Source organism: Desulfuromonas sp. (assembly GCA_002869615.1).
Classification (GTDB): Bacteria; Desulfobacterota; Desulfuromonadia; order Desulfuromonadales; family UBA2294; genus BM707.
This window is the reverse complement of record PKUH01000111.1, coordinates 32,398-58,959: the sequence shown is the minus strand read 5'-3', so window position 1 is coordinate 58,959 and position 26,562 is coordinate 32,398. Positions and strand designations below refer to the sequence as shown.

Genomic DNA, 26,562 nt, shown 5'->3' with positions numbered 1-26,562 from the left:
TCTTCCTGGAGATCCTTGATCATTTTCTCCAGTTCGGCCGGGGTGGCCGCCATTATGGTTGCCGGAGCAACCAGCATGATGGTCAGCAGCAGAACAAAAAGTTTTTTCATCGGTTTTGCCTCCTCTTTTCTTCCATTGATAAGTTTGTAGCGTGGCAGTTAATTTTTTAGCCGCAAGTCTGTGGCGAAGGCGAATCGGCTGCATGGTCAAAAAGGAACTGGTTGATGTCCTTGAGCTCTTGCGGCTTCATCTTGTCCCATGCTTCCTGGCCGCCCTTGTGCTTGCCGCGCTTGAACAGGCGATCCCACTGGCTCATGGTCTTTGACATCGGAGTCAGCTCGCCGCCGTCGCTATCAGCGCTGTGGCAGGCCTTGCAGTGTTTCTTGTAGAGGTACTTTCCTTTTTTCGGGTTGCCTCCCTTGACGGCGAGGGCGGACGTTGCCGTGAAGACAACAATGATCAGCATGATCAGAATCTTGGTCGTGATTTTCATTTTTTCCTCCATGTTATGTGTGATGAGTCCTTGGTTTAGTTTCATAATTCCTGATATACAGAAAACACGATTCATGCCAACTTGCCGAAAAAAATTATATATAGTAATTCCGAGTGGTTATATCTGCCTGTCAGGTCAGAGGGGAATTCGTGGGATTGAAACAATTTGTTTCAATCCTGGTTTTATATTCAGGAAATCGAATTAAATGCGGCTATTCCGCCAGTTGACGGCAGAACATTAAAAAACTGAAACAAAACGTTCCGCGAAACATTTTGTTTCAGTTGGTGTGATCCAGTGAGGCAGACCCTTAGGGAATTGGTGGGGTATCAGGAGAAGAGGAGCTCTTTCAGTCGATTATATTCTTCAGCGATCATTTTAAAATGTTCCCGGGTTGATTCAATATTCGCCTGGTAGATCCTGCGAACATCTTCATCGCTGGTTTCAGCGGCGATTCGGGCCAATTCCTTTTCGAGTTCCTTTTCCTGGCGCATGGCAATTTCCAGAACCTCGAGTTCGCCGTTTTCAAGGTTGATCTCCTTGAGTTTGATCAGCCAGTCGGAATTCTCATTCGGGCCACTATCAATTAATTCAAGAAATTCTTCGAGGTCAACACCATTGCAGATACGGTGAAACCACTCTGCGTGCTCCCGCTCTTCCTGGGCCAGCAACTCGAGAGTTTTGCGGGCGTCGGGATTGCGGACATACTGCGAAGCCGTCCGGTAGAAATCCATTGCGTCCTTTTCGGTCAGCATCGAATGGTAAATCGCGTCTTGAATAGTCTTTTCAGATTCCATGATTCTGTCGACTCCGGCTAGTGCAATTGTTTGAGCATAAATTGACTGACTGCTCCGGTCAGGCGAAGACTTCTGTATTCAAGGCTGAGGCTTTTCAGGGCCTCACCGAAGCCGATAAAGGCGGCTTCAAAAATTTCCTGCTGCTGCAGGTTGATAAAAATCGGGGTCTCTTCATCCAGGGCCAGCATGTTTAAAGCCTCGCGGCAATTGTTGCCATCGGTCGATGTCATTGCCCGGCAGAGCAGGGGGCGGACCGGGTAGATACTGCAGCTTCCCGCTTCAGTCAGAAATGCACACTGTTTTCTCGCCATAATCCGCTCTTCATCATCGAGCCAGCGTGTTTCGAGATCAAGTGCGTGAAGTTTTTTGCGCAAGAGTTCAAGCTCTTCTTCGGTGCTGACACTTAGCAGGTAATTACAAATCGCCTCGGCCTCAGGTGGCAGAATTGAAACATTGACAACGCAGCAGTGTGAGCAACCTTCGCTGCAGGCGATTCGATGGTCCCGTCCAACCAGCTCGGCGCAGACTTTTTCAGCCATCTGCTGAACTGTCTCGGCGGCATCGCTAGCGCCATCGACTTCCGGTTCCTTCATGATCCGCTGCACGCTTTTTGAAACCCTATCCATGAAAAACTGTCGATCGAATTCCGCCTTCATGATGACCCTCCCGGCTCAATGTCATTTAGCATATCATATTCAGATCAAAGCGCAGAGATACAAAAAGCCCCGGTCGAAATCGACCGGGGCTGGGTGGTGCAGGGGAGTCGTGTAATTATTCGCGAACGAAGGTGTCGATATCCGTTTCGTGAACCATTCCCATGAGGCGGGCATATTCCGATTCGATCAGAACGTAGTGGTTGTGGGTCGACTTGGCGTTCGCTTCGTAAACAGCCTTGATTTTCGGGTCATCAACTTTTTCGGCCATGTTGCGCAGATGCTCCTCAAGCTGCTTTTCTTTCTCCATGGCAAATTCCATTGCCTTGCGCTCGTCCATGTTCGGTAGTGCTGATTTTTCGACATCGCTCAGCCAGTCTGAATCAGTCTCGGTCTTCATGAATTCTTCGAAAGATCCGATGTCATCACCGTCATAGATCTGGAAGAACGATTCTGCATGCTCGCGTTCTTCGCGTGCCAGAAGCTCAAACGTTTTGATCGCCTCTTCTTTTTTCATGTGAGAAGCACAGCTGGTGTAAAAATCCATGGCGCTCTTTTCCGTAAGAATGGAACGCTTGATTGCATCGGTTGTTGAACTCATTATGATCTCTCTCCTTTTTCTCAAATAATCATTATTTTTTTAATGTTCAAAGACAGCGTACTTTAAGCGAAAATCGGTTCTTTGTCAACTGGATGGAATGACCATTATGAGAGAAAATTATTGTTGATTGTCAACCGAACAGGATAGATAGCCGTCTGACCAGTCAAACAATACATATAAACCCAAGGAGGATCAGATGTTTAATTTTGCAAAATTGACATTGACAGCAGCCATGGTTGTCTTTATCGCAATTCCGGCTTACGCCTGGGAGCAGCCGACTCGCGGCGAGCGCCACGAATATCGGGTTGAGAGGAGAGACGCCCGGCAGGACTTTCGCCAGCAAAAGCGATCGGACCGCATGGATTTCAGGCATCAAAGAATTGATGATCGTAAAGGATTCCGGCAGGAGCGGCGGCAGGATGGAAAAGAGTGGCGGCATGAAAAGCGAGAGATGAAACGTGAAATGCTTCATGCCGATAACCCGGCCGAAAGGCGTGAAGTTCGTCATGAATACCGTGCGGAGCGGCGTGAGCATCGGCAGGATCGTTTCGGAGATCGTCAGGCCTTTCGTCAGGACCGAAGAGACGACCGGCAGGAATATCGCCAGGAGCGGCGCGAAGAGAGGCAGAGTTTTCGCGATGAACGCCGCGAAGATCTCCAGGATTTACTCAATTAATGGATCAATCTCAAAAACGACACAACAAAAGACCGCTTATGGCGGTCTTTTGTTATAATGGCAACTATGGAGAATGAAAAGATCAAGATTTTTTACGATGCCAGTTGTCGGGTTTGCGATGCTGAGATCAGCCATTATATGAAGATCGAAGACGGGGTCGACCTTGAGTATGTCAATATCAACGATCCCGGATTTGATCCTGCTGCTTATGGAAAAAATCTCGATGAATTCATGGAGCAGCTGCACGTTCAGGATCGAGACGGAACCTTCCATGTCGGAGTCGACGCTTTCCGGTTGATCTGGCGTCAGCTGCCCGGAGCTCATTACCATCTTCTCGCTATTATGACCGGCCTGCCGGGGATCAACCTCTTCTCCCGTATCGGTTACCGGATGTTTGCGGCGAACCGGCATCGATTGCCAAAAAAGCCAGATTAATCCGTTGCTCGACGGCGCTCACCGGCGCAAGAGACTGAATTGGGTGTCTTTGCAGGGCCATACCGGCGACCTTGATTGGTATGACAGGGACACGACCCGAAGTACAGGGACGTGTCCCCCTGAAGACAGAAGCCAGGAAGAACCGCGCGGTCGCGGCCGCGCACTCCGCCATACTCTTTTATTGAGCCATAAAAGAGTATGCAGAAAACGGCTCCCTTGACGGGGGCTTTTTTCGCGGTCTGGATTGTTTCTGTTCAACTGTGCTGCCGGGGAGTTTGCCTTGAGGCAAACGCGGAATGTCTCCGTGGCGGTTGCGGTCGGGCTACGGTTCAGTGATCGTGCTGGCAGGTGCGACCTCAAGAGCAACGGGGGTAAGTCAAAGGCTTTGCTTTTAAAGTTTTGAGACTTTCCTGGTTTCCTCTGACAGCTGACAACTTAAAACTTACAGCTGTTTTATATAACCTGACGGTGACACTACCCGTAGTCGAGGGAAGTGTCACCTGATTTCTTTGACTGTCCAATTGCTCTACCGGGGCCCCATGTAAGACGCCGAACTGGGTTTATGCTTTTCAGATGTGGTTAAAAAGTATGGCAGAATTTGAGTGCGCACCAATTGTTCCCGGTAAAGTACGATAAACCAAAAAAAGAGGGCTGATTTTTTCAGCCCTCTTTTGAATTCTGTTTTATGTTTTTAAATTACTCTTCTGCTGCCGGCGGGACAAAAGACCGCCCGGCCAGTTCCTCATCGAGGCGGAGCAGGCCGTTGCAGTCGTCGCCGATCCGCTCGAGCTTCTTGACCAGCAGACCGAAGGAAGCTTCTTCCTCGACCTGTTCGGTAACAAACCACTGCAGGAAGATTTCACTGGCGTGGTCCCCTTCCTCTTTGGCAATGGTCATCAGCTTGCCAATGCTGGCGGTCACAAATTTTTCATGTTCGAGTGAGTATTCAAGAACTTCAAGTGGCGATTTGTAGTTGTTTTTCGGGCCATCGATCGGCAACAGGTTGGTGCGGGCGCCGACTTCACACATGAAGTTGAAGAACTTTTCGCCGTGGGTCAATTCTTCCAGCGCCTGAATACGCATCCAGTTGGCAAACCCGGGAAGGTCTTCAGATTCGAAATAACCGGCCATCGCCTGATAGAGGTAGCCGGAAAAAAATTCGTTCTTCATCTGTTCATTCATGGCATCTTGCAGCTTCTGACTCATCATTTTAGAAGTTCCTCCTCTGGATTTATAAAGTAAAGCTGGAGTTTGATCATTCAACTCTCAACTCGTAAAATATAGCATACCATTTCTCTGGTGAAAAGTTGTCGATCATTTGTTTCGTCTTTTGCCGTCCTGTGCTACGCTGACGTCCGGAGAATCAAGATGCATGTCAAGACAGCCACATACCTGACCAGTGCGGTTCAGCCGAAGGGCTATCCGGAGATTTCAATGCCGGAAGTCGCTTTTGCCGGGCGTAGCAATGTCGGCAAGAGTTCGCTGATCAACGTCCTGATCAATCGCAAGAGCCTGGTCCGAACCTCGTCAACTCCGGGCCGGACGCAGATGCTCAATTTCTTCTGCATCAACGAACAATTCCTGCTGGTCGATCTGCCCGGCTACGGTTTTGCCAAGGTCCCGCTGTCGGTGAAAAAAGCGTGGGGACCGATGATCCGGACCTACCTGCAGTCGCGGCAGAATCTGGCGGCGGTGGTGTTGCTGTTCGATATCCGTCGGACGCCGCGCGATGAAGATATTCAGTTGCTCGACTGGCTCGAGGAGCTTGACATTCCGACCATTCCGATCATTACCAAGGCCGACAAGGTCAACCGGAGCCAGCAGGCGAAACATGTCAGAACCATTGCTGAAGCGACCGGTCTGCCGGCCGATGCTTTTACCCTTTTTTCAGCGCTCAAACGACAGGGAATAGAAGCTATCTGGGAGTTGATCGAATCGACGCTTGCGGTCGGTGAGGAAGAATCCTGATCGATTCGCTATGATTGATTGACACCGGCCTTTTTCCTTTGCTACAAAGGTCGGACATTAATATTGAGTACAACGCTTTCGGGTGTCCGCCGCAGTAAAAAAAGGCGGAAGAATAGGGAAGAGGGTGAGATTCCCTCGCTGCCCCGCAACTGTGAGTGGCGATGACCGCCGGCAGACCACTGTTTTTTTAAACGGGAAGGGCCGGCCAGTAAGTTGACCCACAAGCCAGGAGACCTGCCCGGAAGCTGTTCCGTAATGACCTTCGCGGGAGAGGTTCGGGTTTCCAAGTTATGCTTGACCCGGATTCCCTGTGGAGTCCGGGTTTTTGTTTTAAGTCTAAAACCTTTTGGCCACGAAGAGACCAAGAAAGACAACTTCAAAAGCATCTTAACGGAGAGGCGGAGAGAGGCAGAGCCGAAGACCTATTAAGCGGGGAGAAACAAATCAATAGCTTTTATGGTGTTGACCTAACCAGGAGAGTTTGGATTTGAAGTTGCTTTTCTCTCCAGTTCTCCGCCTCTCCGTTAATTAATAGATTTTGAGCTCCTTGATGTTCTTCGTGCCTTAGTGGCGATTTTGAAAGAGGTTTTCCATGCAAAAAGGTCTCGTTCACATCTACACCGGCAACGGTAAAGGCAAAACCACGGCGGCGACCGGAGTCATCGTCCGGGCGCTCGGTCAGGGGCAGAAGGTTTTGCTCGCCCGATTTCTCAAGCCGGATAAGCCGGAGAGCGGCGAGATCAAGCTGCTGAGTCAGCAGCCGAACATGACCATCCTCACCGCCGGTATCGGCATCATCGGCAAGATGCCGGAGAAGGAGATCATCGTAAAAAGCGTAAACGAGACCTTTGCCGAGGCGAAGGAGCTGGTTCTCTCCGGTGCATACGATCTGGCGGTGTTCGACGAAATCAATAATTCGATGCACAACGGGTATATCGAAATCGCGGCGATTCGCAAACTGATTGAAGAGCGTCCGGAACCAATGAATCTTATTCTGACCGGGCGCAATGCCCCGGATGAGATCCGGGATCTGGCCGACCTGGTCACTTCAATGGAAAAAGTCAAGCATCCGTACGATGCCGGTATCCCGGCCCGCAAGGGGCTGGAGTTCTGATGGGTCGCATTGTCTATATCACCGGCGGCAGCCGGTCCGGCAAGAGCAGTTATGCCCAGAAACTCGCCGAGGAACATGTTGGCGATCTGCTCTACGTTGCCACTGCTGAAGTGCGTGACGACGAGATGGCCGTTCGGGTCGGGCGCCATCAGGCCGAGCGGGGTGAACGTTGGCAGGTTCTTGAGGAGCCGCTGCAGCTGGCGGAGGCAATTCCACCGGCGGCCGGAGAGGCTGCGGCCATTCTCATCGATTGCCTGACGCTCTGGCTCAGCAATCAGCTTGAAGAGTACGGCGACAAGGAGTTGAAAATTTACCATGAGGCGACGACGTTGATTGAAGCGCTCCGCCAGCTCAATGCGACGACCTATATTGTCAGTAATGAGCTCGGTTCCGGAATCGTGCCGGAAAATCGTGTGGCCAGAACCTTCAGGGATCTCGCCGGCCTGTTGAACCAGAAAATTGCCGAAGCGGCTGATGAAGCCTGGCTGGTAGTCTCCGGTTTGCCCTTGAAATTGAAATGAAATCGGAAGGGATTTGTAACTGATGACCTTGAATGAAGCTCTTGAATCGATCAGGCCGATCGATCAAAAAAAAGCCGATGCGGTCCAGGCGCATATTGATCAACAGACCAAGCCGCGGGGATCACTTGGGCGGCTCGAGGAGTTTGCCCGCCGATTTATTGCAATCACCGGCCGCGACGATATTCGCAAAAAAGCGATATTCACCTTTGCCGGTGACCATGGTATCACCGAAGAGGGTGTCAGCGCTTTTCCGCGGGAAGTGACGCCGCAAATGGTTTATAATTTTGTCAATGGTGGTGCCGGCGTCAATGCTCTGGCCAGCCATGCCGGTGCCGATCTGACCGTCGTCGACATGGGGGTCGATCACGATTTTGCAGATTTGACCGGACTGGTTAAAAACAAAATCGGTTACGGCACCGCCAATTTCGCTGCGGGCCCGGCGATGAGCCGCGATGATGCGGTCCGTTGTCTCGAAGCCGGGATCTTGCTGGCTGAGAAGTGTAAAAATGAGAATGTTGACCTGGTCGGTACCGGCGATATGGGGATCGGTAATACGACCCCGTCGGCGGCGATCGTTGCCGCCATCACCGATCTCACAGTTGAAGAGGTGACGTTTCACGGGACCGGCATCGATGATGAGGGGCTCAAGCGGAAAGTTGCCGTTATCAAGAAAGGGCTCGCAGTTAATCGCCCGGATGCGAACGATCCAGTCGATGTGCTGGCCAAGGTCGGCGGTTTCGAAATCGGCGGCATCGCCGGTCTGGTGCTCGGTTGTGCCGCCGTCGGTATCCCGGTGGTTGTCGACGGATTTATTTCGACCGCCGGCGCCCTGATCGCTTCGGAACTGCACCCGGATGTTAATAGCTATATTTTTGCTGCGCACAAATCGGTCGAGATCGGGCATATCCACATGCTTGAAAGGATCGGCCAGGAGCCGATGCTCGATCTGAGGATGCGACTCGGCGAAGGGACCGGAGCGGCTCTGGCGATGACCCTGGTTGAAGCCGCCCTCAAAGGCTACCGCGAAATTGCTACTTTTTCCGAAGCCGGAGTTTCAGAGTCGGACGTTCAGGAGGCAAAATGAATCGCGAATGGGATGACTTTAAATCAGCAGTGGCTTTTCTGACCATATTCCCGGTTGCTGACAAGGTCGAAATTGACCAGGAGCGTCTGGCGCGCAGTATGGGGTTTTTCCCGGCGGTCGGCCTGGTGCTCGGTCTCGGTCTGGTCGTTCTCAATTGGCTGCTCGATGCGCTGATTCCGCGACCGGTCCTTGACTGCCTGTTGATTCTCTGCCTGATTCTGGCAACCGGGGCTCTGCATCTCGACGGCATCGCCGATCTGATCGATGGGCTCGCCGGTGGCAAGGACAAGCAGTCGGTGTTGCATATCATGAAAGACAGCCGGGTCGGCGCGATCGGTGTCGTCGGCCTGGTGATGGTGCTGCTGTTGAAGTATCTGTCTCTTTACAATGTTTCGATCGAATTAAAGTCGGCCGCCCTGATCATGATGCCGACTGCCGGACGCTGGATACAGGTCATCCTGGCCAGTTACAGCCGCTACATCAGGCCTGAAGGGGGAACCGGAAGTGCCTTTGTCAAGAATGTCGGCGAACGGGAAGTGATGATTGCCACCGGCACCTTGGTCGCGGCCGCGATCGTGTTGTTCGGGCTCAAGGGCGTATTTCTGGTTTTTCTGATCGGGCTGATCGCGATGGTGCAGTTGCGCTACTTCGAGAATCGGCTTGGCGGGGTGACGGGTGATGTTCTTGGCGCAGCGACAGAACTGCTCGAAGTCCTGACCCTACTTTTCATTCTGGCTCTTTTTTGAGCCGACAGGAGCAAATATGAAGCGAACCCGTATTCACTTGATACGCCATGGCGAAGTCGAAGGTCATGAAGAGAAACGCTACAATGGCCAGGCCGATGTCAGCGTGACGCCGAAAGGGAACGCCCAGCTCGGCATGCTTCAACTCCGGATGCAGAAACTGCCGATCTCAGCCGTTTACAGCAGTGACCTCGGTCGTTGTCTGGACGGCGCCCGGATCCTTGCCGCCGGCTATGGGCTGGAGACTGTCACGGAAAAGAATTTGCGTGAACTCGATGCCGGTGAATGGGAACGGCTGACCTGGGATGAAATTCAAAAAAAGTACCCGAAGGAATGGCAGGCGCGGCTCAAGGATATTGTCAACGTGCCGATGCCGGGAGGCGAAAATCTCAATGATCTGGCAGGCCGCGTCCGCCCGGTGATCAAGAAAATCGTCAAGAAATATATGGGCGAAGAAGTCATCGTCGTTGCTCATGGCGGCGTAAACCGGGTCATTCTGCTCGATGCCATCGGCGCCCCGCTCGAATCGCTTTTTGCGATCGAGCAGGATTTCGGATGCCTCAACAGCATCGATTATTATGAAGACGGCAACTCGGTTGTTCGTCTTTTGAATGGTTGAAAAGCGAAAACCGTTTTGCCACGAAGCCACGAAAAGCAGGAGAAATAACAAAAGCCTTTAACGCAAAGACGCCAAGGCGCAGAGAAAAAACAGCGCAATTGAAATTTTTGATTATACACGTTGGGTTTTGCCCTGATTATTATCAACGGAGTTTTCTTGTTATTATAAGTTTCCTTAGCGTCATTGCGCCTTTGCGTTAAGAATTTTTTCGATCTTAAATAAGTGACTTGTAAATGCTGAAACCCTTGATCATCGCCGCCCCGTCCAGCGGCAGCGGCAAAACAACGGTTACTCTCGGGTTGCTCGCGGCTTTGCGGCGGCGTGGCCTGCAGGTTGCACCGTTCAAGGTCGGGCCCGACTATATCGACCCCGGTCTGCACGCCGTTGCCAGTGGTCGGCAGTCGCGGAATCTCGACGGCTGGATGTGCGGGCAGGAGAACGTGCGGAGCTCTTTCAAAAGAGGCTGCAGCGGAGCCGATGTTGCACTTGTCGAAGGGGTGATGGGTTTGTTCGACGGCGCCTCGGGGCAGAGTGATGTCGGCAGTACCGCCGAGATTGCCGGATGGTTGAATGGCCGGATTGTCCTCGTCGTTGATGCCCGGGCCCAGGCCCGGAGTGCAGCTGCCCTGGTCTCCGGTTTCGTTAATTTCGAGCCGGCTCTCGATTTTGCCGGCGTTATTTTCAACCGGGTTGGCAGCGACCGCCACGAGGAACTGCTGCGTCAGGCCTGCTTATCCGTTGACGGGTTGCCACCGGTTCTCGGCTGTATCCGCCGGGATGATGAAGTTTCGCTGCCGCAGCGGCACCTCGGTTTGGTCACCGCCGAAGAAGGCCTGCTCGATGAGCAGCTGCTGGGCCGACTGGCCGATCTCGTCGAAAATGCTGTCGATGTTGAAGCCCTGATTGCCGGCCGGCCAATGAATCAGGAATCTGTGGAAACGTTCAAGGCAGTCGACAAGTCGGTCCGCCTCGGGATCGCCCGTGATGAGGCGTTCAGCTTTTATTATCCCGACAATCTGGAACTGCTCGAGTCGGCCGGGGCCGAACTTCTCGAGTTTTCGCCGCTCAGGGACAATCTCCTGCCGGACAGCCTCGACGGGTTATATATCGGCGGCGGCTATCCGGAATTATATGCCGCGAAATTGGCGAAGAATAAGGCGATGCTGCAGGCGGTTCGTACTTTTGCTGAAAGTGGTCGGCCGATATATGCTGAATGTGGTGGCCTGGTCTATCTGGCCGAGGCAATCGATGGGCACCCGGTCGTCGGAATGTTTCCGACCGTGGCCCGGATGCTGCCTCGGCGCAAGGCGCTCGGCTATCGCGAGATCACCCTGCTCGGTGACACCATCCTCGGGCCGGCCGGGGCTGTGCTCCGGGGGCACGAGTTTCATTATTCCGAACTGCAGATGCCCGATCGGGTTGAGCGCGTTTACAGAGTCTCTGCCCGTAATGGTCAGGAACAGTTCAGTGAAGGCTATGTCGATGGCAATATCCTCGGATCGTATGTACATCTTCACTTCGCCAGCAACTCACAGACCGCCGGGCATTTCGTAGCGGCCTGTCGTGACTACAGAGGCCAGGTTGCCTGACGGCATTCTGGCCGGATAGATTCTAGATTCCGGATGCAGGAAAGGGGGTGCGATTCCCCCGCGGACCCGCCGCTGTGACGGGGGACTGACCTCTCGAAAACCACTGAACAGTGATAAGCTGTTCGGGAAGGGGAGAGGAAAGGGCGATCCCGAAGCCAGAAAGCCTGTCCGGAATCCGGCACATGACGTGCCAACCCGTTCGCTCAAGGTAAAGGCGGCCGGAGGAAAAGGTGTGATTTGTTTTCACATCTGATCCCCCGCGCCAGCTTTGGACGGGGGATTTTTTTCGGGACGAGGGTTCCCGGGCATGGAGGAAGATAAAATGAAAACCGGAATTTTATTGATGGGGCATGGCTCCCGGGTATCGGCGGCGAATGACGCCTTGCGGGTGATTGCCGAGCAGGTTAAAAAAGAAGGCGGCTTCGATGTTGTCGAGGTCTCCTTTCGGGAGTTGCATGCGCCGGACATCCAGGCCGGCATCGACGCATGTGTCGAACAGGGGGCGACAAGGGTTCTGTTGTACCCCTACTTCCTTTTTGCCGGGGCGCATGTTCTGGAAGACCTGCCAAACGAGATGGCACAGGCGAAAGAACGCTACCCGGACCTCGAGATGATCATGGGCCAGCCGCTCGGTATTCATCCCAAGCTCGGTGAAATCGTATGTGAACGTGTTGCCGAATCGCTTACAGCCGCCGGCTGGAGCTAACAAGGAATCATTATGATAAAGATCATACGCGATCCGCAGGCGATCGAGGCAAAGAGTTTCGAAATTATCGATGCCGAGGTCGGCGCTCACAATTTCAGCGACCTTGAATGGCCGATTGTCCGTCGGATCATACATACCTCGGCCGACTACGATTTTGTGATGAATACCCTGATCAGTAACGGTGCGGTTGCGTCGGCCCTCGAGGCGATCAGGTCGGGCTGCGGGATCTATTGCGACACCAATATGGTTCTTGCGGGGATCAATAAAAGTCGCCTGACTGAAGCCGGTTGCACGCTCTCTTGTCATGTCGCCGATGACGATGTCGCCATTCAGGCCAAGGCCGAGGGGGTCACCCGATCAATTGTCGCCCTGCGCAAAGGGGTCGCATCGGGAGCCGGGATTTTTTTGATCGGCAATGCCCCGACCGCCCTTTACGAACTGCTCGAGCTGTATAAAGAGAACAAAGTGAATCCGGCCCTGGTGGTCGGGGTGCCGGTCGGGTTTGTCGGCGCTGCCGAATCGAAGGAGGAGCTGGTCGCCTCCGGGCTGCCGCAGATTACCTGCCGCGGTCGCAAGGGCGGTTCGACCATTGCTGCGGCGATCTGTAATGCTCTGTTGATTCTCGATAAAGAGAGGATTGCTGAACATGTATATGATCGTATCTGTGACCGGAGTGCTGGTTCTGGTACTGGCCAGCCAGGCTCTGGCGATGCACATCACCGAGGGGTTGCTGCCGTGGAAGGTCGCCAGCTTCTGGTTCGTTGTCGCCCTGCCGTTTGTCGCCGCCGGTATCTGGCAGATGACCAAGCGGAAAAAAGAGTCGCCAACCTATATGCCGATGGTTGGCATTTTCGGGGCGGCAGTCTTCGTGTTCAGTTGTCTTCCGGTTCCTATCCCCGGAATCGGCGCCACCGCTCATCCGGCCGGTACCGGCTTCAGTGCCATTCTTCTCGGTCCGTTGCCGAGCGTCGTGGTCGCTTTTGTTTCACTGCTGCTGCAGGGGCTCTTCCTCGCCCACGGCGGCCTGACGACTCTCGGCGCCAATACCTTCTCAATGGGGGTCCTTGGCTCCTTCGCCGGGATCATCGCTTTTGTTGTGTCCCGCAAGTTAAGGTTTAATCTTTTCTGGGCAGGCTTCCTGGCGGGGGCGATGGCCGATTTTTTTACCTATCTCGGTACCTCGATCGGTCTCGCCTCCGGGCTGCACGGCAGCGGCAGTTATCTTTCAGAAGTTGCGGCGATCTTCACGGTGCTAGCGCCTTATGTCGTGGTTTTGATGCTGATTGAGGGTGTGCTGACCGGAAGTATTCTGGTTTATGTCCGTACCCACCGCCCCGACATTCTGCGCCGGCTGAAAATTATTCCGGCAGAGGAGGGGGTATGAAGAAGTTGCTGATTATCCTGATCGCCCCTGTTCTGATGAGTGGGTTTGTGTTTGCCGATGAGGCTAAACCGGAAAAGTGGGCCGGGATTGATGAAGCGGTCGTTGAGAAGTATGCCGCTGACAAGGGTCGGGAGGCGGCCGAGCCGTTATTCAATGTCGAAGGCGATATGCTTCTGTTCCTCTTTGCCCTGGCCGGTACGATCGGTGGTTTTGTGATGGGTTTCTATTGGCACAAGGTTTTTGTCGTTGGCCAACCGGAAGGTGAAGGTGACCGCTGAAGATGAGTGGTATTCATCAGTTTACCGATATTCAGGGCGAGCGACGGCGCCTGCTGGTTGCTCTCGATGGGCGGGTCAAGCTCCTTCTGATGCTGCTGGCACTGGGCCTTAATCTGGCGGCCGGCGGTGTCCGCTTCCCCCTCGCCTTGCTCGTTATTTCCTTACTGGCGGTGACCGCTTCCGGAGTGCGGGTCCGTTCATTTCTCTTACGGATGATGGTGCCGTTCACTCTGGCGGTTATTGCTTTTGTGACACAACTCTTCTGGTACCCGGAAGGGGCGCTGGTACAGACGCTACCGCTGTTCGGCTACGACGTTTTGATTTATCAGGGGGCGCTTGCCCGGGGGCTTGAACTCGGTTGCCGGATCCTCGGTGGCATGAGCGTGCTCCTCTTCTTTTCGTTGACGACCCCGTTGCTGGAGTTGATGCGGGCCGCTCACTTCTTCCGTTGTCCTTCGGTGCTGGTTGAACTGGCGCTGATCATGTATCGTTATATTTTCCTGATGTTCGAAGAAGCATCGCGGATCAGGAGCGCCCAGAAATCGCGACTCGGCTATGCCGGTTTCCGGAATACGCTCCGTTCCGTTTCGACTCTTGGCGGGATGTTGATCCTCCGTTCCTACGATCGGGCCGAACGGAGTTTTGCCGCGATGCGTTGTCGCGGTTATCGCGGTGTGATGACGGCGGTCGCACTGACCCGGATCAAGAGCCTCGACTGGGGGGTGTTGCTGAGTGCCATCGGTATCCTGACTACTCTCTGGGTCATGCGATAAAGGACAACTGTAATGCTCAGGATCGAAAATCTGCACTATACCTACGAAGATGGTACGCCGGCTTTAAATGGCATCAATCTCGAAATTGCGAAGGGTGAGTTCGTTGCCATGCTCGGTTCCAACGGCAGCGGCAAGTCGACCCTGATCAGGCACCTCAATGGACTGTTCAAGCCCTCACTCGGCCGGATCAAGTTCCAGGGGAATGAACTCGGCAATGTCGAGGACCGGGAGGTGTTCAGCAAGATCGGGATTGTTTTCCAGGATCCGGATGATCAGCTCTTCGCTTCAACCGTCGAGGAGGATGTCGCCTTCGGTCCGACCAACATGGGGCTGGAGCCGGAAGAGATCAAGGAGCGGGTTCATCAGGCTTTGCACATGGTCAACATGCAGGCTTTAGCCCGCAAGTCAGTGCATGCCCTGTCGCATGGCCAGAAGAAGCGGGTCTGTATCGCCGGTATCCTGGCGATGGAGCCGGAGATCATCATTCTCGACGAGCCGACCGCCGGACTCGATCCGATGGGAGTGCATTCGCTGATGCATCTGCTCGAGGATTTAAACCGGACCAAGGGGATTACCATGATCATGGCAACCCATGTCGTTGACCTGGTGCCACTCTTCATGAGCAAGATCGCTATCCTGTCAAAAGGGACAGTTCTTCGTTGTGGAAACCCGGACGAGGTTTTCGGCGACGCCGAAGTACTTGAACAGGCAAAATTACATCTGCCGCTGATCGCCGAGTTGATGCATATTCTGAAAACCCGGGATAATGTCAAGCTGCATCATATTCCGTTGACGGTTGGCGAAGCGCGAAGGGAAATTTTGCGATTGTTGACCGTTGATGATGTGAAGCAAAGGGTTTAATGGCAAAGCAGAAAAAGAAACTCCGGTTCGGCTACACCACCGGCGCCTGTGCCGCGGCGGCGGCGCTTGGAGCGGCACGGATGCTGAAAGAGCAGCAGATTGTCGAGAAGGTTGAACTCGAGTTGCCGGCTTCCGTTATTGTCGAATTTGCCTTGCAGGGCCAGCAGTTTGGACAGGACCGGGCAAGCTGTTGTGTCGTCAAGGATGCCGGTGATGATCCCGATGTCACTGACGGGGTCGAGGTCCATGCCGTCGTCTCCCTGTCCGGTCCGGGCGGGGTTGTGATTGAAGGCGGGGTTGGCGTCGGCATGGTGACCAAGCCCGGTCTGCCGGTCGCGGTCGGTGAACCGGCGATCAACCCGGTGCCGCGCAGCATGATTGAGCAGGCTGTCCGATCAATTTTTGCCGATTCGCCGATCACCGTGATCATCAGTATTCCGGATGGCGAGGAACGGTCGCGGCGAACGCTCAACCAACGTCTCGGCATCATCGGCGGGCTCTCTGTTCTCGGTACAACCGGCATCGTCCGCCCGGTGTCCCATCAGGCCTGGACCGACACCATCGATGTTGCGATAGATGTTGCCCTGGCCTGTGGCTGCGATCCGGTTGTTGTGGTGACCGGACGGACCAGCGAGCAGGTTGCGCAGGGCGTCCTGAATCTGCCGGACGAGGCGTTCATCATGATGGGCGACCATGTCGGTTACGCCATGGAGGCGTGCCGGCGCAAGGACGTTCCGGAGGTGATTGTTGCCGCCCAGTTTGCCAAGTTGCTGAAGATCGCCTGCGGTCATCGGCAGACGCACGTCGACTCTTCGCGTCTGGACTTGTCGCAGCTCGCCGCCTGGGCGCACGAAGCCGGCCTTGACGCATCGACAGCGGAAAAGATAGAGTGTGCAAACACGGCCCGCGAGGTCTTGACAACACTATCGGATGCCGGGCGCTTATGCCGGCTGGTTGCACAACGGGCATTAACTCATCTCGAACAATGGTTTGGCAAGAACCGGGTCGATATCATGCTGATCGACTATAATGGAAAGGTAGCCGGGCGTTATGGCCCGGAAAGCGAAGAGGATCATAATCTATGAAGTCAATCTACGTTATTGGTGCCGGGGTCGAAGGGCAGGAGGGGTTCGGCAGCCGGGCGCTTGAACTGATCAATCAGGCCGACACCCTGATTGGTGGTGAGCGCCAGCTCAAGCTCTTTCCCGATTTTACCGGGGAAAAGGTTGTTATCGGGAATAACCTCAGCGAGGTTGTCGATCTGCTGAAAAAGAACAAGGGGCGGGTGGTTGTCGTCGCTTCCGGCGATCCGCTTTTTTTCGGCATTGGTCGTTTATTGCTGCGCAATCTGTCGCCAAATTCGCTTGAATTTATTCCGAATGTCAGCTCTGTGCAGTATGCTTTTTCCAAGATCAGGGAACCGTGGGACGATGCCGTTTTTGTCTCGGCGCATGGCCGTGGAGTTACCGGGGCGGTCGACCGGGTTGTCGCCAACGATAAAGCCGCGATTCTGACCGATGAGGTCAATACGCCGGCGGCGATAGCGGCTGAACTGATTGAACGGGGTCGCGACGGATACGCCGCCTGGATCTGTGAGAACCTTGGTGGCGACGACGAACGGATCGTTAATACCGATGTCAAGGGGCTGCTCGATATCGAGGCGGCGCCGCTCAACGTTCTGATTCTGATCAAGCGATATGAAACCGACGTTGACCACTATGTTCCGACCCTCGGCATCCCGGATGACGAATTTGCAACGGTCAAGAAACTGATTACCAAAGAAGAGATCCGGGTCGTGACCCTTTCCAAGCTCAAGCTGCGGCACGACATGACCCTCTGGGATATCGGTGCCGGCTCCGGTTCGATCAGTATCGAGGCCGATCATCTTCTTCCGAACGGGCGGATACTGGCGGTTGAACGGAATGACGAGTGCCGCGAATTCATCAGGCAGAATCTGCAGAAGTTCAACGCCCGCAATGTTACCCTGGTGGAAGGGACAGCGCCGGAATGTCTCGACGAATTGCCCGATCCCGACCGGGTATTTATCGGCGGCAGTGGCGGCCACCTCTGGGATATTCTGAAGATCGCCGATCGGCGGCTGCCGTCGTCCGGTCGGATCGTGCTGAATGCGATCACCCTGGATACCCTGACCGCCGCTCTCGAATTCTTTAACAACGCCGGTTATGCGGTCGAGGTGACGACGGTCAATATTGCCCGTACCCGGCCGTTGACCGATTACAAGATGTTCGAAGCCTACAACCCGGTCTATATCCTGTCGGCGATCAAAGAGGCGTAATGGCAGAAATCGCACAAACAGGTTCTGCCGAACCCGGCCTTCTGACCGCTGTTGGAGTCGGCCCGGGTGATCCGGAGCTGTTGACCCTGAAAGGGGTCAGGGTCCTTAAGGATGCCGATGTGATCCTGACCCCGGTTGGTGATCGCTCCGATTCGTCGATCGCCCTGTCGATCGTTGAAGCCCATATTGACCGTTCCCGGCAGGAGGTTTTGACCCGGGTTTTCCCGATGCGTCAGCCGGCCGCCGAGATGGCAGCGGCCTGGCAGGATATCGCCGCCGAGATTGCCGAGCTGGTGCGTCAGGGCAAGCGGGTTGCCTTTGTCACCCTCGGCGACCCGATGTTCTATTCGACCTATCTTTACCTGCAGGATGAATTGCAGAGCGCATACCCGGATGTGCCGATCGCAACCGTTCCCGGCATTTCATCGATTCTGGCCGCCGCCGGCAAGAGCGGAGTCGCGCTCGGCCTCGGTGATGATATCCTGACCGTCGTGCCGGCAACCCTTACCGATGCGCAGATCGGCGCCGCGATCGACCTGGCCGGGACCTTTGTCCTGCTCAAGGTTTACCGATCATTCGACCGGCTGCGCACGCTGCTGCAAGAGGCTGGTCTTGAGAAGAATGCCGTCTATATCAAGCGGCTCGGACTGCCGGGCGAAAAAGTGATTCACGACCTCGCAAATGTTGCGGAAGATGATCTCGACTATCTCTCCCTGGTCCTGGTTCGACGGGAGAAAATGGATGTCTGAAAGTAAAGTTGTTTTTGTCGGCGCCGGTCCGGGCGATCCCGACCTGATTACGGTCAAGGGGAAAAAGATACTCGACCAGGCCGATGTTGTTGTCTACGCCGGATCGCTGGTCAATCGGGAACTTCTGGCCGGACTGAAAGAGGGTGCCGAATGTTTCGACAGCGCCAGCCTGACCCTTGATGAAGCGGTGGCGATCATGGTGCCGGCGGCCCGGGCCGGGAAAAAGGTGGTCCGCCTGCATACCGGTGACCCCTCGCTGTACGGCGCTATCCAGGAACAGATGGAGGCGCTGCAGGCACATCAGGTTGACTACGAGGTTGTCCCCGGCGTCACCGCGGCCTTTGCGGCGGCGGCCAGTATCAGGCAGGAACTGACTCTGCCGGGCGTCAGCCAGACTGTTATCCTGACCCGGATTGAGGGGCGGACACCGGTTCCTGAAAAGGAGAAGCTGGCGAAAATAGCGGCTATCGGAGCGACGACCTGTCTTTATCTCTCCGTCGGCATGATTGATAAGGTGGTCTCCGAACTACTGGCCGGTGCCTATAGCGAACAAACACCGGTCGCCGTGGTCAGCCGGGCGAGCTGGGATGACGAGATGATCGTCGAGGGAACCCTGGCTGATATCGCTGCTAAAGTCAAAGCCGCCGGCCTGACCCGGCAGGCGCTCATTATTGTCGGGGAGAGTCTGGCGGCCCGCAGCCGAGGGCTACGGGAAAAATCGAAATTGTATGATGCCTCATTTGCCCATGGTTTCCGTACGGGCAAGGAGGAGTAAACGAAATGCCCGGAAGCTGCTGATATGAGAGTTGCCATCGTTGCCATAACCGGTCCCGGTGTTCAACAGGCCCGCGATCTCGGCAATGCGTTGCCGGAGAGTACGGTCTATTGTCCCGAGCGCTATGCCCGCCCGAACGATGAACAGGTCTTTACGGCACCGGTGGTCGAACTGTTGCCGGAGCTCTTTGCTGAGTATGAGGGTTTGATCTGCGTCATGGCGACCGGCATCGTATTCCGGGCCCTGGCTCCTTTTCTCAGGGGCAAGGATGTCGACCCGGCTGTTGTCGTTATGGATGAAAAGGGGCAGTACGCGGTCAGCCTGCTATCGGGACACCTCGGTGGTGCCAACGACCTTGCCCGCAGTGCCGCCCGCGCTAGCGGCGGCCAGGCCGTTATTACGACGGCTACCGATGTCAACCGGCTTCCGGCCTGGGATGATATTGCCCGCAAGGAGGGTTTGCGCGTCGAACCGATCAAAAATATCCGCAAGCTTAACAGCCTGCTGCTTGATAAGCAGAATATCGTTCTTGTCGATCGCTGCAAACGGATATCCGAATATTTTTCCGGGGTGCCGGGGGTCGGGTTTTTTGAAAATATTGGTGAAGGGATGAAGGTCTCGGCCAAAGGCTATGTCTTTGTCACCCATTACAATATCAACCAGTGGCAGCAGCGCCAGGATGTTCTTGTTCTGCGGCCCAGGGACCTGGTCGTCGGTATCGGCTGCAATCGTGATACGACGGCCGACGAAATCGAATCTGTCGTGCAGGAGGAATTCAGCCGACTGCATCTCAGTCAACATAGTATCGCCTGTATCGCCACGATCGATGCCAAGAACGACGAGGCCGGTCTGCTGCAGTTCGCGTCCCGGGAAAACCTCCCCATTGAGTTTCACTCCGCTGCCGCCCTCAACACCATTCGGGTGCCGAGTGAACCGTCGCCGCACGCTCGGGAAGCGGTGGGGGCACAGGGTGTTTGTGAACCGGCAGCACTCCTGTCGGCCGGTTGCGACCGGATGCTTCTGGGGAAACAGAAACGGGGCAACGTGACTATCGCCATTGCCGAAAAAACAGTGTCAATTCCTGACCCATTATGAACTCCGACAAAACCGGAAAACTTTATGTAGTCGGCATCGGGCCGGGGGGCGTCGAGTATCTGACACCGGCAGCGGCAAGTGCCATCGAAAGCGCCGATACGGTGGTTGGCTACAAGACCTACCTTGAGCTGATTACGCCCTTTCTCCAGGGTAAGGATGTTGTCTCCTCCGGCATGCGTCAGGAGGTCGATCGCTGCCGAAAGGCCATTGCCTTTGCGGCAGCCGGCAGGACTGTAGCTCTGGTCTCAGGTGGTGATGCGGGAGTCTACGGTATGGCCGGGCTCACTCTTGAATTGGCCGGTGCCGATGGTCCCGAGGTTGAAATTGTGCCGGCGGTCTCGGCGGTGCAGGCCGCCGCCGCCCGTCTCGGGGCGCCGTTGATGCACGATTTTGCTGTTATTTCACTTTCCGATCTACTGACCCCGTGGCCGCTGATTCGGCAACGTCTTGAAGCTGCCGCTTCGGCAGATTTTGTCATCGCACTCTATAATCCCCGGAGCAAGGGTCGACCTGGCCACCTCGATGCGGCGCGGCAGATTATCCTGCGTCACCGCGCGGCGGCAAACCCGGTCGGTATTGTCCGCCATGCAACCCGTGCTGATGAGACCGTTGAGACCGGCGAACTCGCAAGTTTTTCGGTCGCCGGGGTTGATATGTTCAGTCTGGTCATCATCGGTAACAGCCAGACCAGAATCGACCCGGGCGGCAGGATGGTGACACCGCGCGGTTATGAAAAAAAGCATGAAGTACCGGCGGTCAAGAGAGCGGGGGCGGACCGACAATCCGCCTCCGGGGAAATGGCCAGGTCTCTCTTTATCGGTGGCACCGGCAGTGATGTCGGCAAGAGTGTCCTGACCGCCGGCCTTTGTCGGCTGCTCAATGACAGGGGTGTTAATGTGGCGCCGTTCAAGGCGCAGAATATGGCACTCAATTCGGCGGTCACTCCCGCCGGTGGCGAAATCGGTCGGGCCCAGGCCCTGCAGGCAGCGGCCAGTCGGCTCGAGCCGCATGTCGATATGAACCCGATTCTTCTGAAACCGAATTCCGACACCGGAAGCCAGGTGGTCGTGCTCGGTCGGTCGACCGGCAACCGGACGGTCGCGGAATACCATGCCGGAAAAAAGGAACTGTTTTCCGAGGTCGAAGCGGCCTATCGGCGGCTGGCATCCCGACATGATGTCGTTATCCTCGAGGGTGCCGGCAGTATTGCCGAGATCAACCTCAAGGCGCATGATATCACCAACCTGAAGGCGGCAGAAATGGCCGATGCTCCGGTTTTGCTGGTTGCCGATATTGATCGTGGCGGCGTGTTTGCCGCCTTGCTCGGAACCATCGAGCTGCTCGCACCGGCGGAAAAGAGCCGGGTCAAGGGGCTGGTGATCAACCGTTTCCGTGGCGATGCCACGCTATTGACCGACGGTCTGCGGCAAATCGAGGATCGAACCGGGATCCCGGTTGTCGGTGTTGTCCCCTGGCTCAAGATCGACCTTCCGGAAGAGGATTCGGTCGCCCTGTCACGAAAATCTGCCTCGCATAAAGAAGGTTGCCTGCAGATCGGTGTGATTCGACTGCCGCGCATCTCCAATTATACCGATTTCGATACCCTGGCATCCGAGAAGGATATTTGTCTTGATTATCTTGAGGATCCGACCACGGTTTCGGATTGCGATCTGCTGATACTTCCCGGGACCAAAAATACCTTGTCGGACATGCTCTGGCTGGTCGAAAGCGGATTCGCCGAAGCTGTTCGCGAATTTCATGCGAACGGTAAAAGGGTCGCCGGAATTTGCGGCGGGCTGCAAATGCTCGGGCGGACATTGTCAGACCCGGACGGCGTCGAGTCAGATATTCCGGAAACCTCCGGCCTTGGCCTGCTCGATATAAAGACCCGTATGATGCCGGACAAACAGACTCACCGGGTTACAGCGGAATTTTTCGAGACAGCGCTCGCGCATGGTTTTTCCGGTGTTGGACAGCTCAGCGGGTATGAAATCCACATGGGCGATACCACCTGTGGCCCCCTGGCCCGACCGTTGGTGCGGTTGCGCAGCCGCTCCGGTTCGCCGGTTGACCTTGCCGATGGTGCGATATCTCCCGATGGCCGGGTTTGGGGAACCTATCTGCATGGTCTTTTTGACAACCCGGAACTGCGGCGGGTTCTGATTGACCAACTCTGGCATGATCGTGGCCAGGTTCGCAAGGCGGCGCCGTTACAGCTATCACTGGAGAATGAGCTCGACCGCTTGGCGGCACACCTTGAAGAACATCTTGATCTGCAGAAAATTTTTGCCCTGATCGGCTTTGCAGGGTAGCATAGTCTTATGGATATCTGGTTATTGCTTGCGGCTTTTGCTCTCGACCTGCTGGTCGGTGATCCCCGGTTCATGCATCACCCGGTTATCTATATCGGTACCCTGATCAACTGGCTCGAGCTGCTGCTGGCCAGCATGCTCGACAACCGTAAGCTGGCCGGGTTCCTCCTGTGTGGCTCCGTCGTCGCGGTGACCGGCGGTCTGACCTGGCTGGTGCTGCTGGTTGCTTTACGCCTGCACCCGGTTATCCACGGCCTGATATCGCTTTATCTCGCCTATACGACAATCGCCCTGCGGCAGTTGCATATCGAGAGTCGGGAAGTGGTGCATCTGGTCGAGAGAGGTCAGCTGGATGCGGCCAGAAGATCCCTCTCCCTGATCGTCGGACGGGATACGGCCAAACTCGATGAGGAGCAGATCCTGCAGGCCTGTATCGAGACGGTTTCCGAAAACACTTCGGATGGTGTGATCGCACCGCTCTTTTATCTGTTCCTCGGAGGACCGGTGCTGGCAATGATATACAAAGCGGCGAATACACTCGATTCAATGGTTGGCTATCGCGATGATCGCTACCGTGAAATGGGTTGGGTTTCGGCCCGCTTTGATGATCTGCTCAACCTGGTGCCGGCCCGTCTGACCGGATTGTTGATGGTCATCGCTTCGTTTCCGCTGGCACTTAATCCCTGGGCGGCGCTCAAGGTAATGCTGCGTGACGCCCGCAAGACGAGCAGCCCCAATGCCGGATACCCCGAAGCTGCCGCAGCCGGCGCTTTAGGAATTCAGCTCGGAGGTCCGGCCAGGTATTTCGGTGAAATGGTCGAAAAACCGTTTCTCGGTGATCCTGATCGCCAGATCAATATCGGGCGTTACCGGGCGATGATCCGCTTGATGTACGTCACGGCTTTCTTAACTCTTGGATTGGGGGTATTTCTGTCATGGCTATTTCAGATGTAAATTCGACGCACGGCGGCAAGGTTTTTCAGGCGACCCGGGAGCTCGGTTTGCCCCTCGAGAAAATCCTCGATTTTTCAGCCAGCATCAATCCCCTCGGCATGCCGGAAGCGGTTCATAAGGCGGCGGTCGATGCCATTTCAACATCGATTCACTACCCGGAAGTTGATGCCGCATCGTTCATTGATCGTCTCGCCGAATGCTACGAACTCGATCATGCAAATTTTCTCGCCGGGTCCGGCTCGACCGAACTGATCTATCTTGTTCCGCGCTGTTTCCGGCCGGCGAAAGCCTTGATTGTTGCCCCGGCGTTCAGTGAATATGCTCGAAGTTTGCAGCAGGTCGGCTGTCGAACGGAAACAGTGGCCCTGTCAGCAGATGATGATTTCAGCTTTGACGCTGAAAAGGTTCTGAGTGCGGTTGACGGGACTACCGACCTTGTTTTTCTCGCCAACCCGGGCAACCCGACCGGTACTGGAATTGAGCGGAAAGGGCTGCAGCAACTGGCCGACCGGTTGCCGGAGAACTGTCTGCTGGTGGTCGATGAGGCTTTTATCGACTTTTGCCCGGAGCTTTCGATCATTGAAGAGGTTGATGAGCGGCCAAACCTTATTGTTTTGCGCTCTCTGACCAAGTTTTATGCAATCCCCGGTTTGCGCGCCGGGTACCTCGCCGCTTCATCTGAACTGATTCAGCAATTGCGCTCTTTTTCGGCGCCATGGACGCTGGCCACACCGGCCATCGCCGCGGCCCGGTCCTGTCTGCTCGAGAAAGATTACCGGGAGCGCAGCCTTAAGCTGATACCGCAGTGGCGGCAGCAGCTCGTCGATGGTCTCCGCGCCTTGAACCTTCATGTATATCCCTCTGATGCCAACTATCTGCTAGTTCGCTTGCCCAAAGATGGGCGAACCGCCGGTACGGTGAGCCAGGTTCTCCTGCAGCAGGGAGTGCTGATTCGTGATTGCAGCGATTTTGTTTCTCTGGATGAGCGATATTTCAGGATCGCTGTTCGCGGAGCGCAGGAAAACCTGCGGCTGCTCAGCGGGCTCAAGGGAATTCTCCTCTGATTTGGCCATGATGCTGCGCCCTGTTCTCATTCTTGCTTGTTTCCTCGGCATTCTTTCCGGTTGCTCCGGTCCGTCTTCTTCAGCCGGCCCGGTGAACGATCCGATTGCCTCTCTGCTGCTCGAGGAACCCGTCTCCCCTGGAGCACCGGAGCAGGGCATATCGCAGCTCGGCTATACCGTCCAGGTCGGTGCCTTTTCCAACCTTGAAAACGCGGTCCGGCTAGAACGTCAACTCGGTTCCCGGGGTATTGATGCCTATTACTTTCGCCACGACTCGGGCCTTTACAAGGTCCGGTTCGGTGATTACATTGCCTATGATCAGGCCCGGAGTGCGGCCGAGAGGCTGCAGGGTTCTGGGCTGATCGAGACGTTTTTTATCGTTACACCGGAGGCCCATACGGCGGCCCGGATCCGGCAAAGCGGTCACGGCAACCTGCGGACCGAACTGGTTAAAACGGCCAGGCGGTTTATCGGTGTCCCGTACCGGTGGGGTGGCGAAGACAGCCGCAACGGTTTTGATTGCAGCGGCCTCACCATGGTCTGCTATCGATTGAACGGATTGAACCTGCCCCGGAATTCGCGCAGTCAGTTCAGTAGCGGGCGCTGGGTGGCAAAGGCCAAGCTCAGGCCCGGTGACCTGGTCTTTTTCGCAACCCGCGGCGGCAAACGGGTTTCGCATGTCGGGATGTTTATCGGCAGTGACCGATTCATTCACGCGCCGCGAACCGGCAAAAAGGTCAGGATTGAAAAGATGTCAAACAAATGGTTTGCCAGACGGTATATGGGCGGCCGAACCTATTTGTGATACTATTGCTCAACAGGTAGCTAAAAGGAGACGATAATGTTCATGCGCAGGTTTCTCGTTGCGGTTCTTCTGGTTGTGGTAACCTCCGGGTCGGCTCTGGCTGAAGTTGATCTCTATGTCAGTGATTTAAATATCTATGCCAGCCGGCAGTTTGACAACTTCCGGGCCGAACTCTCTTATCGTTACGGAATTTCACGGACCCGTTTTGATACGCTGCTCGGGCGCGTTGATTCGCCCGGCGACCTCGCGGTTTCTCTCTGGCTCGGCTTAAAGGCGGAAAAGCCGGTCGACGATGTGATCCGGCAGTACCGCCTGCGGCGTGGCCAGGGATGGGGTGTGATTGCCAAGAAGGTCGGAATCCAGCCCGGTTCTCCAGCGTTCAAAAAGTTGAAAAAGGGCGAGATTGACTGGTTGCCGAAGAATTTCGATGAAGTGATGAAGGACCTGAAAAAACCGAAGGGCGCTTCCGGCGAGGCTGTGGTTGAAACAGAGAGGGAGCGGAAAATAAGAGAGGCTCACGAACGCAAGGAAAAGAAACGGCAGGAGAGAGCCAATAAAATGAAATAGCAAAAAGGAGAGGCAGACAGCCTCTCCTTTTTCATACTTAAATCGCGACTTGATCTGATGGGCTGAGGCTGTTTTTTGCCTCTGTATTCACCAGCGCTATATTTCAAAATGAGTGTTTTTATCGCACTCTTCTTTTCAGCTGACCAGCAACGCGCCACCATCCGGTTCCTGTCTTTTTCAACAGATGTCAGAGCGTGGTCTTATGTGGATGACGCAATAGATTTTGATTATTGCAAAAACGACCAACTGTGCCAAAAATGCCATGGAAGCACCTGACTGTGTCAAAAATTCCAGGAAAAGTTAAAACAGAACCTGTTAAGTTACTGTTCTCATCGCACCCTTAATGAAAAATAATGTCCTGTTGGTAAAGTTTTTACAGGCTTGCATGCTGCAGTAATTTCAGTTCTTTATCATGAATGGAACTCAGGGCGAATAATCGATTTGGATTTGTTTGCCGGACTCTGACGGTACGGAAATGTTTTCCGGCAGAGGATTTGCATTTCACACTCGGACACAAAATTTAATCTGGATCGACTTTGATTCAGTAACCTTTGCTCAAAGCAAACCAGGGGAAACCCTGGGACGCAGAGCTTCGGGGCTTGAGGACATGGCGCTTGCCATGAACCGACTGTCAGCCGGGCCGCCAGAGGAAA

29 protein-coding genes, 1 pseudogene and 3 riboswitches are annotated in these 26,562 nt (G+C 55.0%); of the genes and pseudogenes, 25 read left to right on the top strand and 5 right to left on the bottom strand.

The window, feature by feature from the left end:
* Positions 1-166 precede the first annotated feature (166 nt).
* From C0623_13945 to C0623_13930, 4 genes are all read right to left on the bottom strand, one after another.
* Complete coding sequence (locus C0623_13945) at positions 167-493, bottom strand: cytochrome C oxidase Cbb3 (GenBank protein ID PLX98145.1); 327 nt, start codon at positions 491-493, stop codon at positions 167-169.
* A gap of 326 nt (positions 494-819) precedes the next feature.
* Positions 820-1,287: a ferritin gene (locus tag C0623_13940; protein PLX98144.1), complete on the bottom strand. Its 468-nt coding sequence runs from the start codon at positions 1,285-1,287 to the stop codon at positions 820-822.
* A 17-nt stretch (positions 1,288-1,304) separates the two neighbouring features.
* Positions 1,305-1,943, bottom strand: coding sequence for a YkgJ family cysteine cluster protein (locus tag C0623_13935; GenBank protein ID PLX98143.1), 639 nt, complete (start codon positions 1,941-1,943; stop codon positions 1,305-1,307).
* A 115-nt stretch (positions 1,944-2,058) separates the two neighbouring features.
* Complete coding sequence (locus tag C0623_13930) at positions 2,059-2,541, bottom strand: ferritin (protein ID PLX98142.1); 483 nt, start codon at positions 2,539-2,541, stop codon at positions 2,059-2,061.
* A 196-nt stretch (positions 2,542-2,737) separates the two neighbouring features.
* Between C0623_13930 and C0623_13925 the strand changes: the two genes are divergently transcribed.
* Positions 2,738-3,217, top strand: a complete 480-nt coding sequence (locus C0623_13925; protein ID PLX98141.1) for a hypothetical protein — start codon at positions 2,738-2,740, stop codon at positions 3,215-3,217.
* A 57-nt stretch (positions 3,218-3,274) separates the two neighbouring features.
* On the top strand, positions 3,275-3,652 hold the full coding sequence (locus C0623_13920; protein PLX98140.1) for a DUF393 domain-containing protein: 378 nt from the start codon (positions 3,275-3,277) through the stop codon (positions 3,650-3,652).
* Between the two features lie 696 nt (positions 3,653-4,348).
* Here C0623_13920 and C0623_13915 read toward each other — a convergent pair.
* Positions 4,349-4,861, bottom strand: coding sequence for a ferritin (locus tag C0623_13915; protein PLX98139.1), 513 nt, complete (start codon positions 4,859-4,861; stop codon positions 4,349-4,351).
* 159 nt (positions 4,862-5,020) lie between these two features.
* On the opposite strand from C0623_13915, the gene C0623_13910 reads away from it, so the two are divergent.
* From C0623_13910 to C0623_13800, 23 genes and pseudogenes are all read left to right on the top strand, one after another.
* On the top strand, positions 5,021-5,620 hold the full coding sequence (locus C0623_13910) for a YihA family ribosome biogenesis GTP-binding protein (GenBank protein PLX98138.1): 600 nt from the start codon (positions 5,021-5,023) through the stop codon (positions 5,618-5,620).
* Positions 5,621-5,683: 63 nt separating this feature from the next.
* Positions 5,684-5,877: riboswitch (cobalamin riboswitch) on the top strand.
* A 335-nt stretch (positions 5,878-6,212) separates the two neighbouring features.
* Positions 6,213-6,734 carry a cob(I)yrinic acid a,c-diamide adenosyltransferase gene (locus C0623_13905; GenBank protein ID PLX98137.1) on the top strand — a complete coding sequence of 174 codons (522 nt, stop codon included), beginning with the start codon at positions 6,213-6,215 and terminating at the stop codon, positions 6,732-6,734.
* Positions 6,734-7,255 carry a bifunctional adenosylcobinamide kinase/adenosylcobinamide-phosphate guanylyltransferase gene (locus C0623_13900; protein ID PLX98136.1) on the top strand — a complete coding sequence of 174 codons (522 nt, stop codon included), beginning with the start codon at positions 6,734-6,736 and terminating at the stop codon, positions 7,253-7,255. The genes C0623_13905 and C0623_13900 overlap by 1 nt, the downstream gene beginning before the upstream one ends.
* Positions 7,256-7,277: 22 nt before the next feature.
* A complete protein-coding gene (gene cobT / locus C0623_13895) occupies positions 7,278-8,339 on the top strand; it encodes a nicotinate-nucleotide--dimethylbenzimidazole phosphoribosyltransferase (GenBank protein ID PLX98135.1) in 1,062 nt (353 codons plus the stop codon).
* Positions 8,336-9,085 (top strand): adenosylcobinamide-GDP ribazoletransferase, encoded by a 750-nt coding sequence (cobS, locus tag C0623_13890; GenBank protein PLX98134.1) that lies wholly within the window; start codon positions 8,336-8,338, stop codon positions 9,083-9,085. The genes cobT and cobS overlap by 4 nt, the downstream gene beginning before the upstream one ends.
* A 16-nt stretch (positions 9,086-9,101) precedes the next feature.
* On the top strand, positions 9,102-9,701 hold the full coding sequence (gene cobC, locus C0623_13885) for an alpha-ribazole phosphatase (protein ID PLX98133.1): 600 nt from the start codon (positions 9,102-9,104) through the stop codon (positions 9,699-9,701).
* A 236-nt stretch (positions 9,702-9,937) separates the two neighbouring features.
* Entirely contained in the window at positions 9,938-11,290 is a 1,353-nt protein-coding gene (locus C0623_13880; protein PLX98149.1) for a cobyrinic acid a,c-diamide synthase, read from the top strand.
* Positions 11,287-11,477, top strand: a riboswitch (cobalamin riboswitch). Its footprint overlaps the gene before it by 4 nt.
* A 135-nt stretch (positions 11,478-11,612) precedes the next feature.
* Positions 11,613-11,996 carry a sirohydrochlorin cobaltochelatase gene (locus tag C0623_13875; protein ID PLX98132.1) on the top strand — a complete coding sequence of 128 codons (384 nt, stop codon included), beginning with the start codon at positions 11,613-11,615 and terminating at the stop codon, positions 11,994-11,996.
* A 12-nt stretch (positions 11,997-12,008) separates the two neighbouring features.
* Positions 12,009-12,620: pseudogene (locus tag C0623_13870) on the top strand (precorrin-8X methylmutase).
* A gap of 22 nt (positions 12,621-12,642) precedes the next feature.
* Positions 12,643-13,380, top strand: coding sequence for an energy-coupling factor ABC transporter permease (locus C0623_13865; GenBank protein ID PLX98131.1), 738 nt, complete (start codon positions 12,643-12,645; stop codon positions 13,378-13,380).
* Entirely contained in the window at positions 13,377-13,658 is a 282-nt protein-coding gene (locus tag C0623_13860) for a cobalt ABC transporter permease (protein ID PLX98130.1), read from the top strand. The genes C0623_13865 and C0623_13860 overlap by 4 nt, the downstream gene beginning before the upstream one ends.
* A gap of 2 nt (positions 13,659-13,660) precedes the next feature.
* Positions 13,661-14,431 carry a cobalt ECF transporter T component CbiQ gene (cbiQ, locus tag C0623_13855; protein ID PLX98129.1) on the top strand — a complete coding sequence of 257 codons (771 nt, stop codon included), beginning with the start codon at positions 13,661-13,663 and terminating at the stop codon, positions 14,429-14,431.
* A gap of 12 nt (positions 14,432-14,443) precedes the next feature.
* Entirely contained in the window at positions 14,444-15,292 is an 849-nt protein-coding gene (locus C0623_13850; protein PLX98128.1) for an energy-coupling factor ABC transporter ATP-binding protein, read from the top strand.
* Entirely contained in the window at positions 15,292-16,377 is a 1,086-nt protein-coding gene (locus C0623_13845; GenBank protein ID PLX98127.1) for a cobalt-precorrin-5B (C(1))-methyltransferase, read from the top strand. The genes C0623_13850 and C0623_13845 overlap by 1 nt, the downstream gene beginning before the upstream one ends.
* Positions 16,374-17,588, top strand: coding sequence for a cobalamin biosynthesis bifunctional protein CbiET (locus C0623_13840; protein PLX98126.1), 1,215 nt, complete (start codon positions 16,374-16,376; stop codon positions 17,586-17,588). The genes C0623_13845 and C0623_13840 overlap by 4 nt, the downstream gene beginning before the upstream one ends.
* Positions 17,588-18,337, top strand: coding sequence for a precorrin-2 C(20)-methyltransferase (cobI, locus tag C0623_13835; GenBank protein ID PLX98125.1), 750 nt, complete (start codon positions 17,588-17,590; stop codon positions 18,335-18,337). Before C0623_13840 ends, cobI begins: the two co-directional genes overlap by 1 nt.
* On the top strand, positions 18,330-19,112 hold the full coding sequence (cobM, locus tag C0623_13830; protein ID PLX98124.1) for a precorrin-4 C(11)-methyltransferase: 783 nt from the start codon (positions 18,330-18,332) through the stop codon (positions 19,110-19,112). Before cobI ends, cobM begins: the two co-directional genes overlap by 8 nt.
* 24 nt (positions 19,113-19,136) lie before the next feature.
* Complete coding sequence (locus C0623_13825) at positions 19,137-20,207, top strand: cobalt-precorrin 5A hydrolase (GenBank protein PLX98123.1); 1,071 nt, start codon at positions 19,137-19,139, stop codon at positions 20,205-20,207.
* Positions 20,204-22,519 carry a cobyric acid synthase CobQ gene (locus tag C0623_13820; protein ID PLX98122.1) on the top strand — a complete coding sequence of 772 codons (2,316 nt, stop codon included), beginning with the start codon at positions 20,204-20,206 and terminating at the stop codon, positions 22,517-22,519. Before C0623_13825 ends, C0623_13820 begins: the two co-directional genes overlap by 4 nt.
* A 9-nt stretch (positions 22,520-22,528) precedes the next feature.
* Complete coding sequence (gene cobD, locus C0623_13815) at positions 22,529-23,473, top strand: cobalamin biosynthesis protein CobD (protein ID PLX98121.1); 945 nt, start codon at positions 22,529-22,531, stop codon at positions 23,471-23,473.
* Positions 23,455-24,537, top strand: a complete 1,083-nt coding sequence (locus tag C0623_13810; GenBank protein PLX98120.1) for a threonine-phosphate decarboxylase — start codon at positions 23,455-23,457, stop codon at positions 24,535-24,537. Before cobD ends, C0623_13810 begins: the two co-directional genes overlap by 19 nt.
* A 7-nt stretch (positions 24,538-24,544) precedes the next feature.
* Positions 24,545-25,342: a hydrolase gene (locus C0623_13805; protein ID PLX98148.1), complete on the top strand. Its 798-nt coding sequence runs from the start codon at positions 24,545-24,547 to the stop codon at positions 25,340-25,342.
* 36 nt (positions 25,343-25,378) lie between these two features.
* Positions 25,379-25,909: a hypothetical protein gene (locus C0623_13800; GenBank protein ID PLX98119.1), complete on the top strand. Its 531-nt coding sequence runs from the start codon at positions 25,379-25,381 to the stop codon at positions 25,907-25,909.
* 549 nt (positions 25,910-26,458) lie between these two features.
* Positions 26,459-26,557, top strand: a riboswitch (cyclic di-GMP riboswitch).
* The last annotated feature ends 5 nt before the right edge of the window (positions 26,558-26,562 follow it).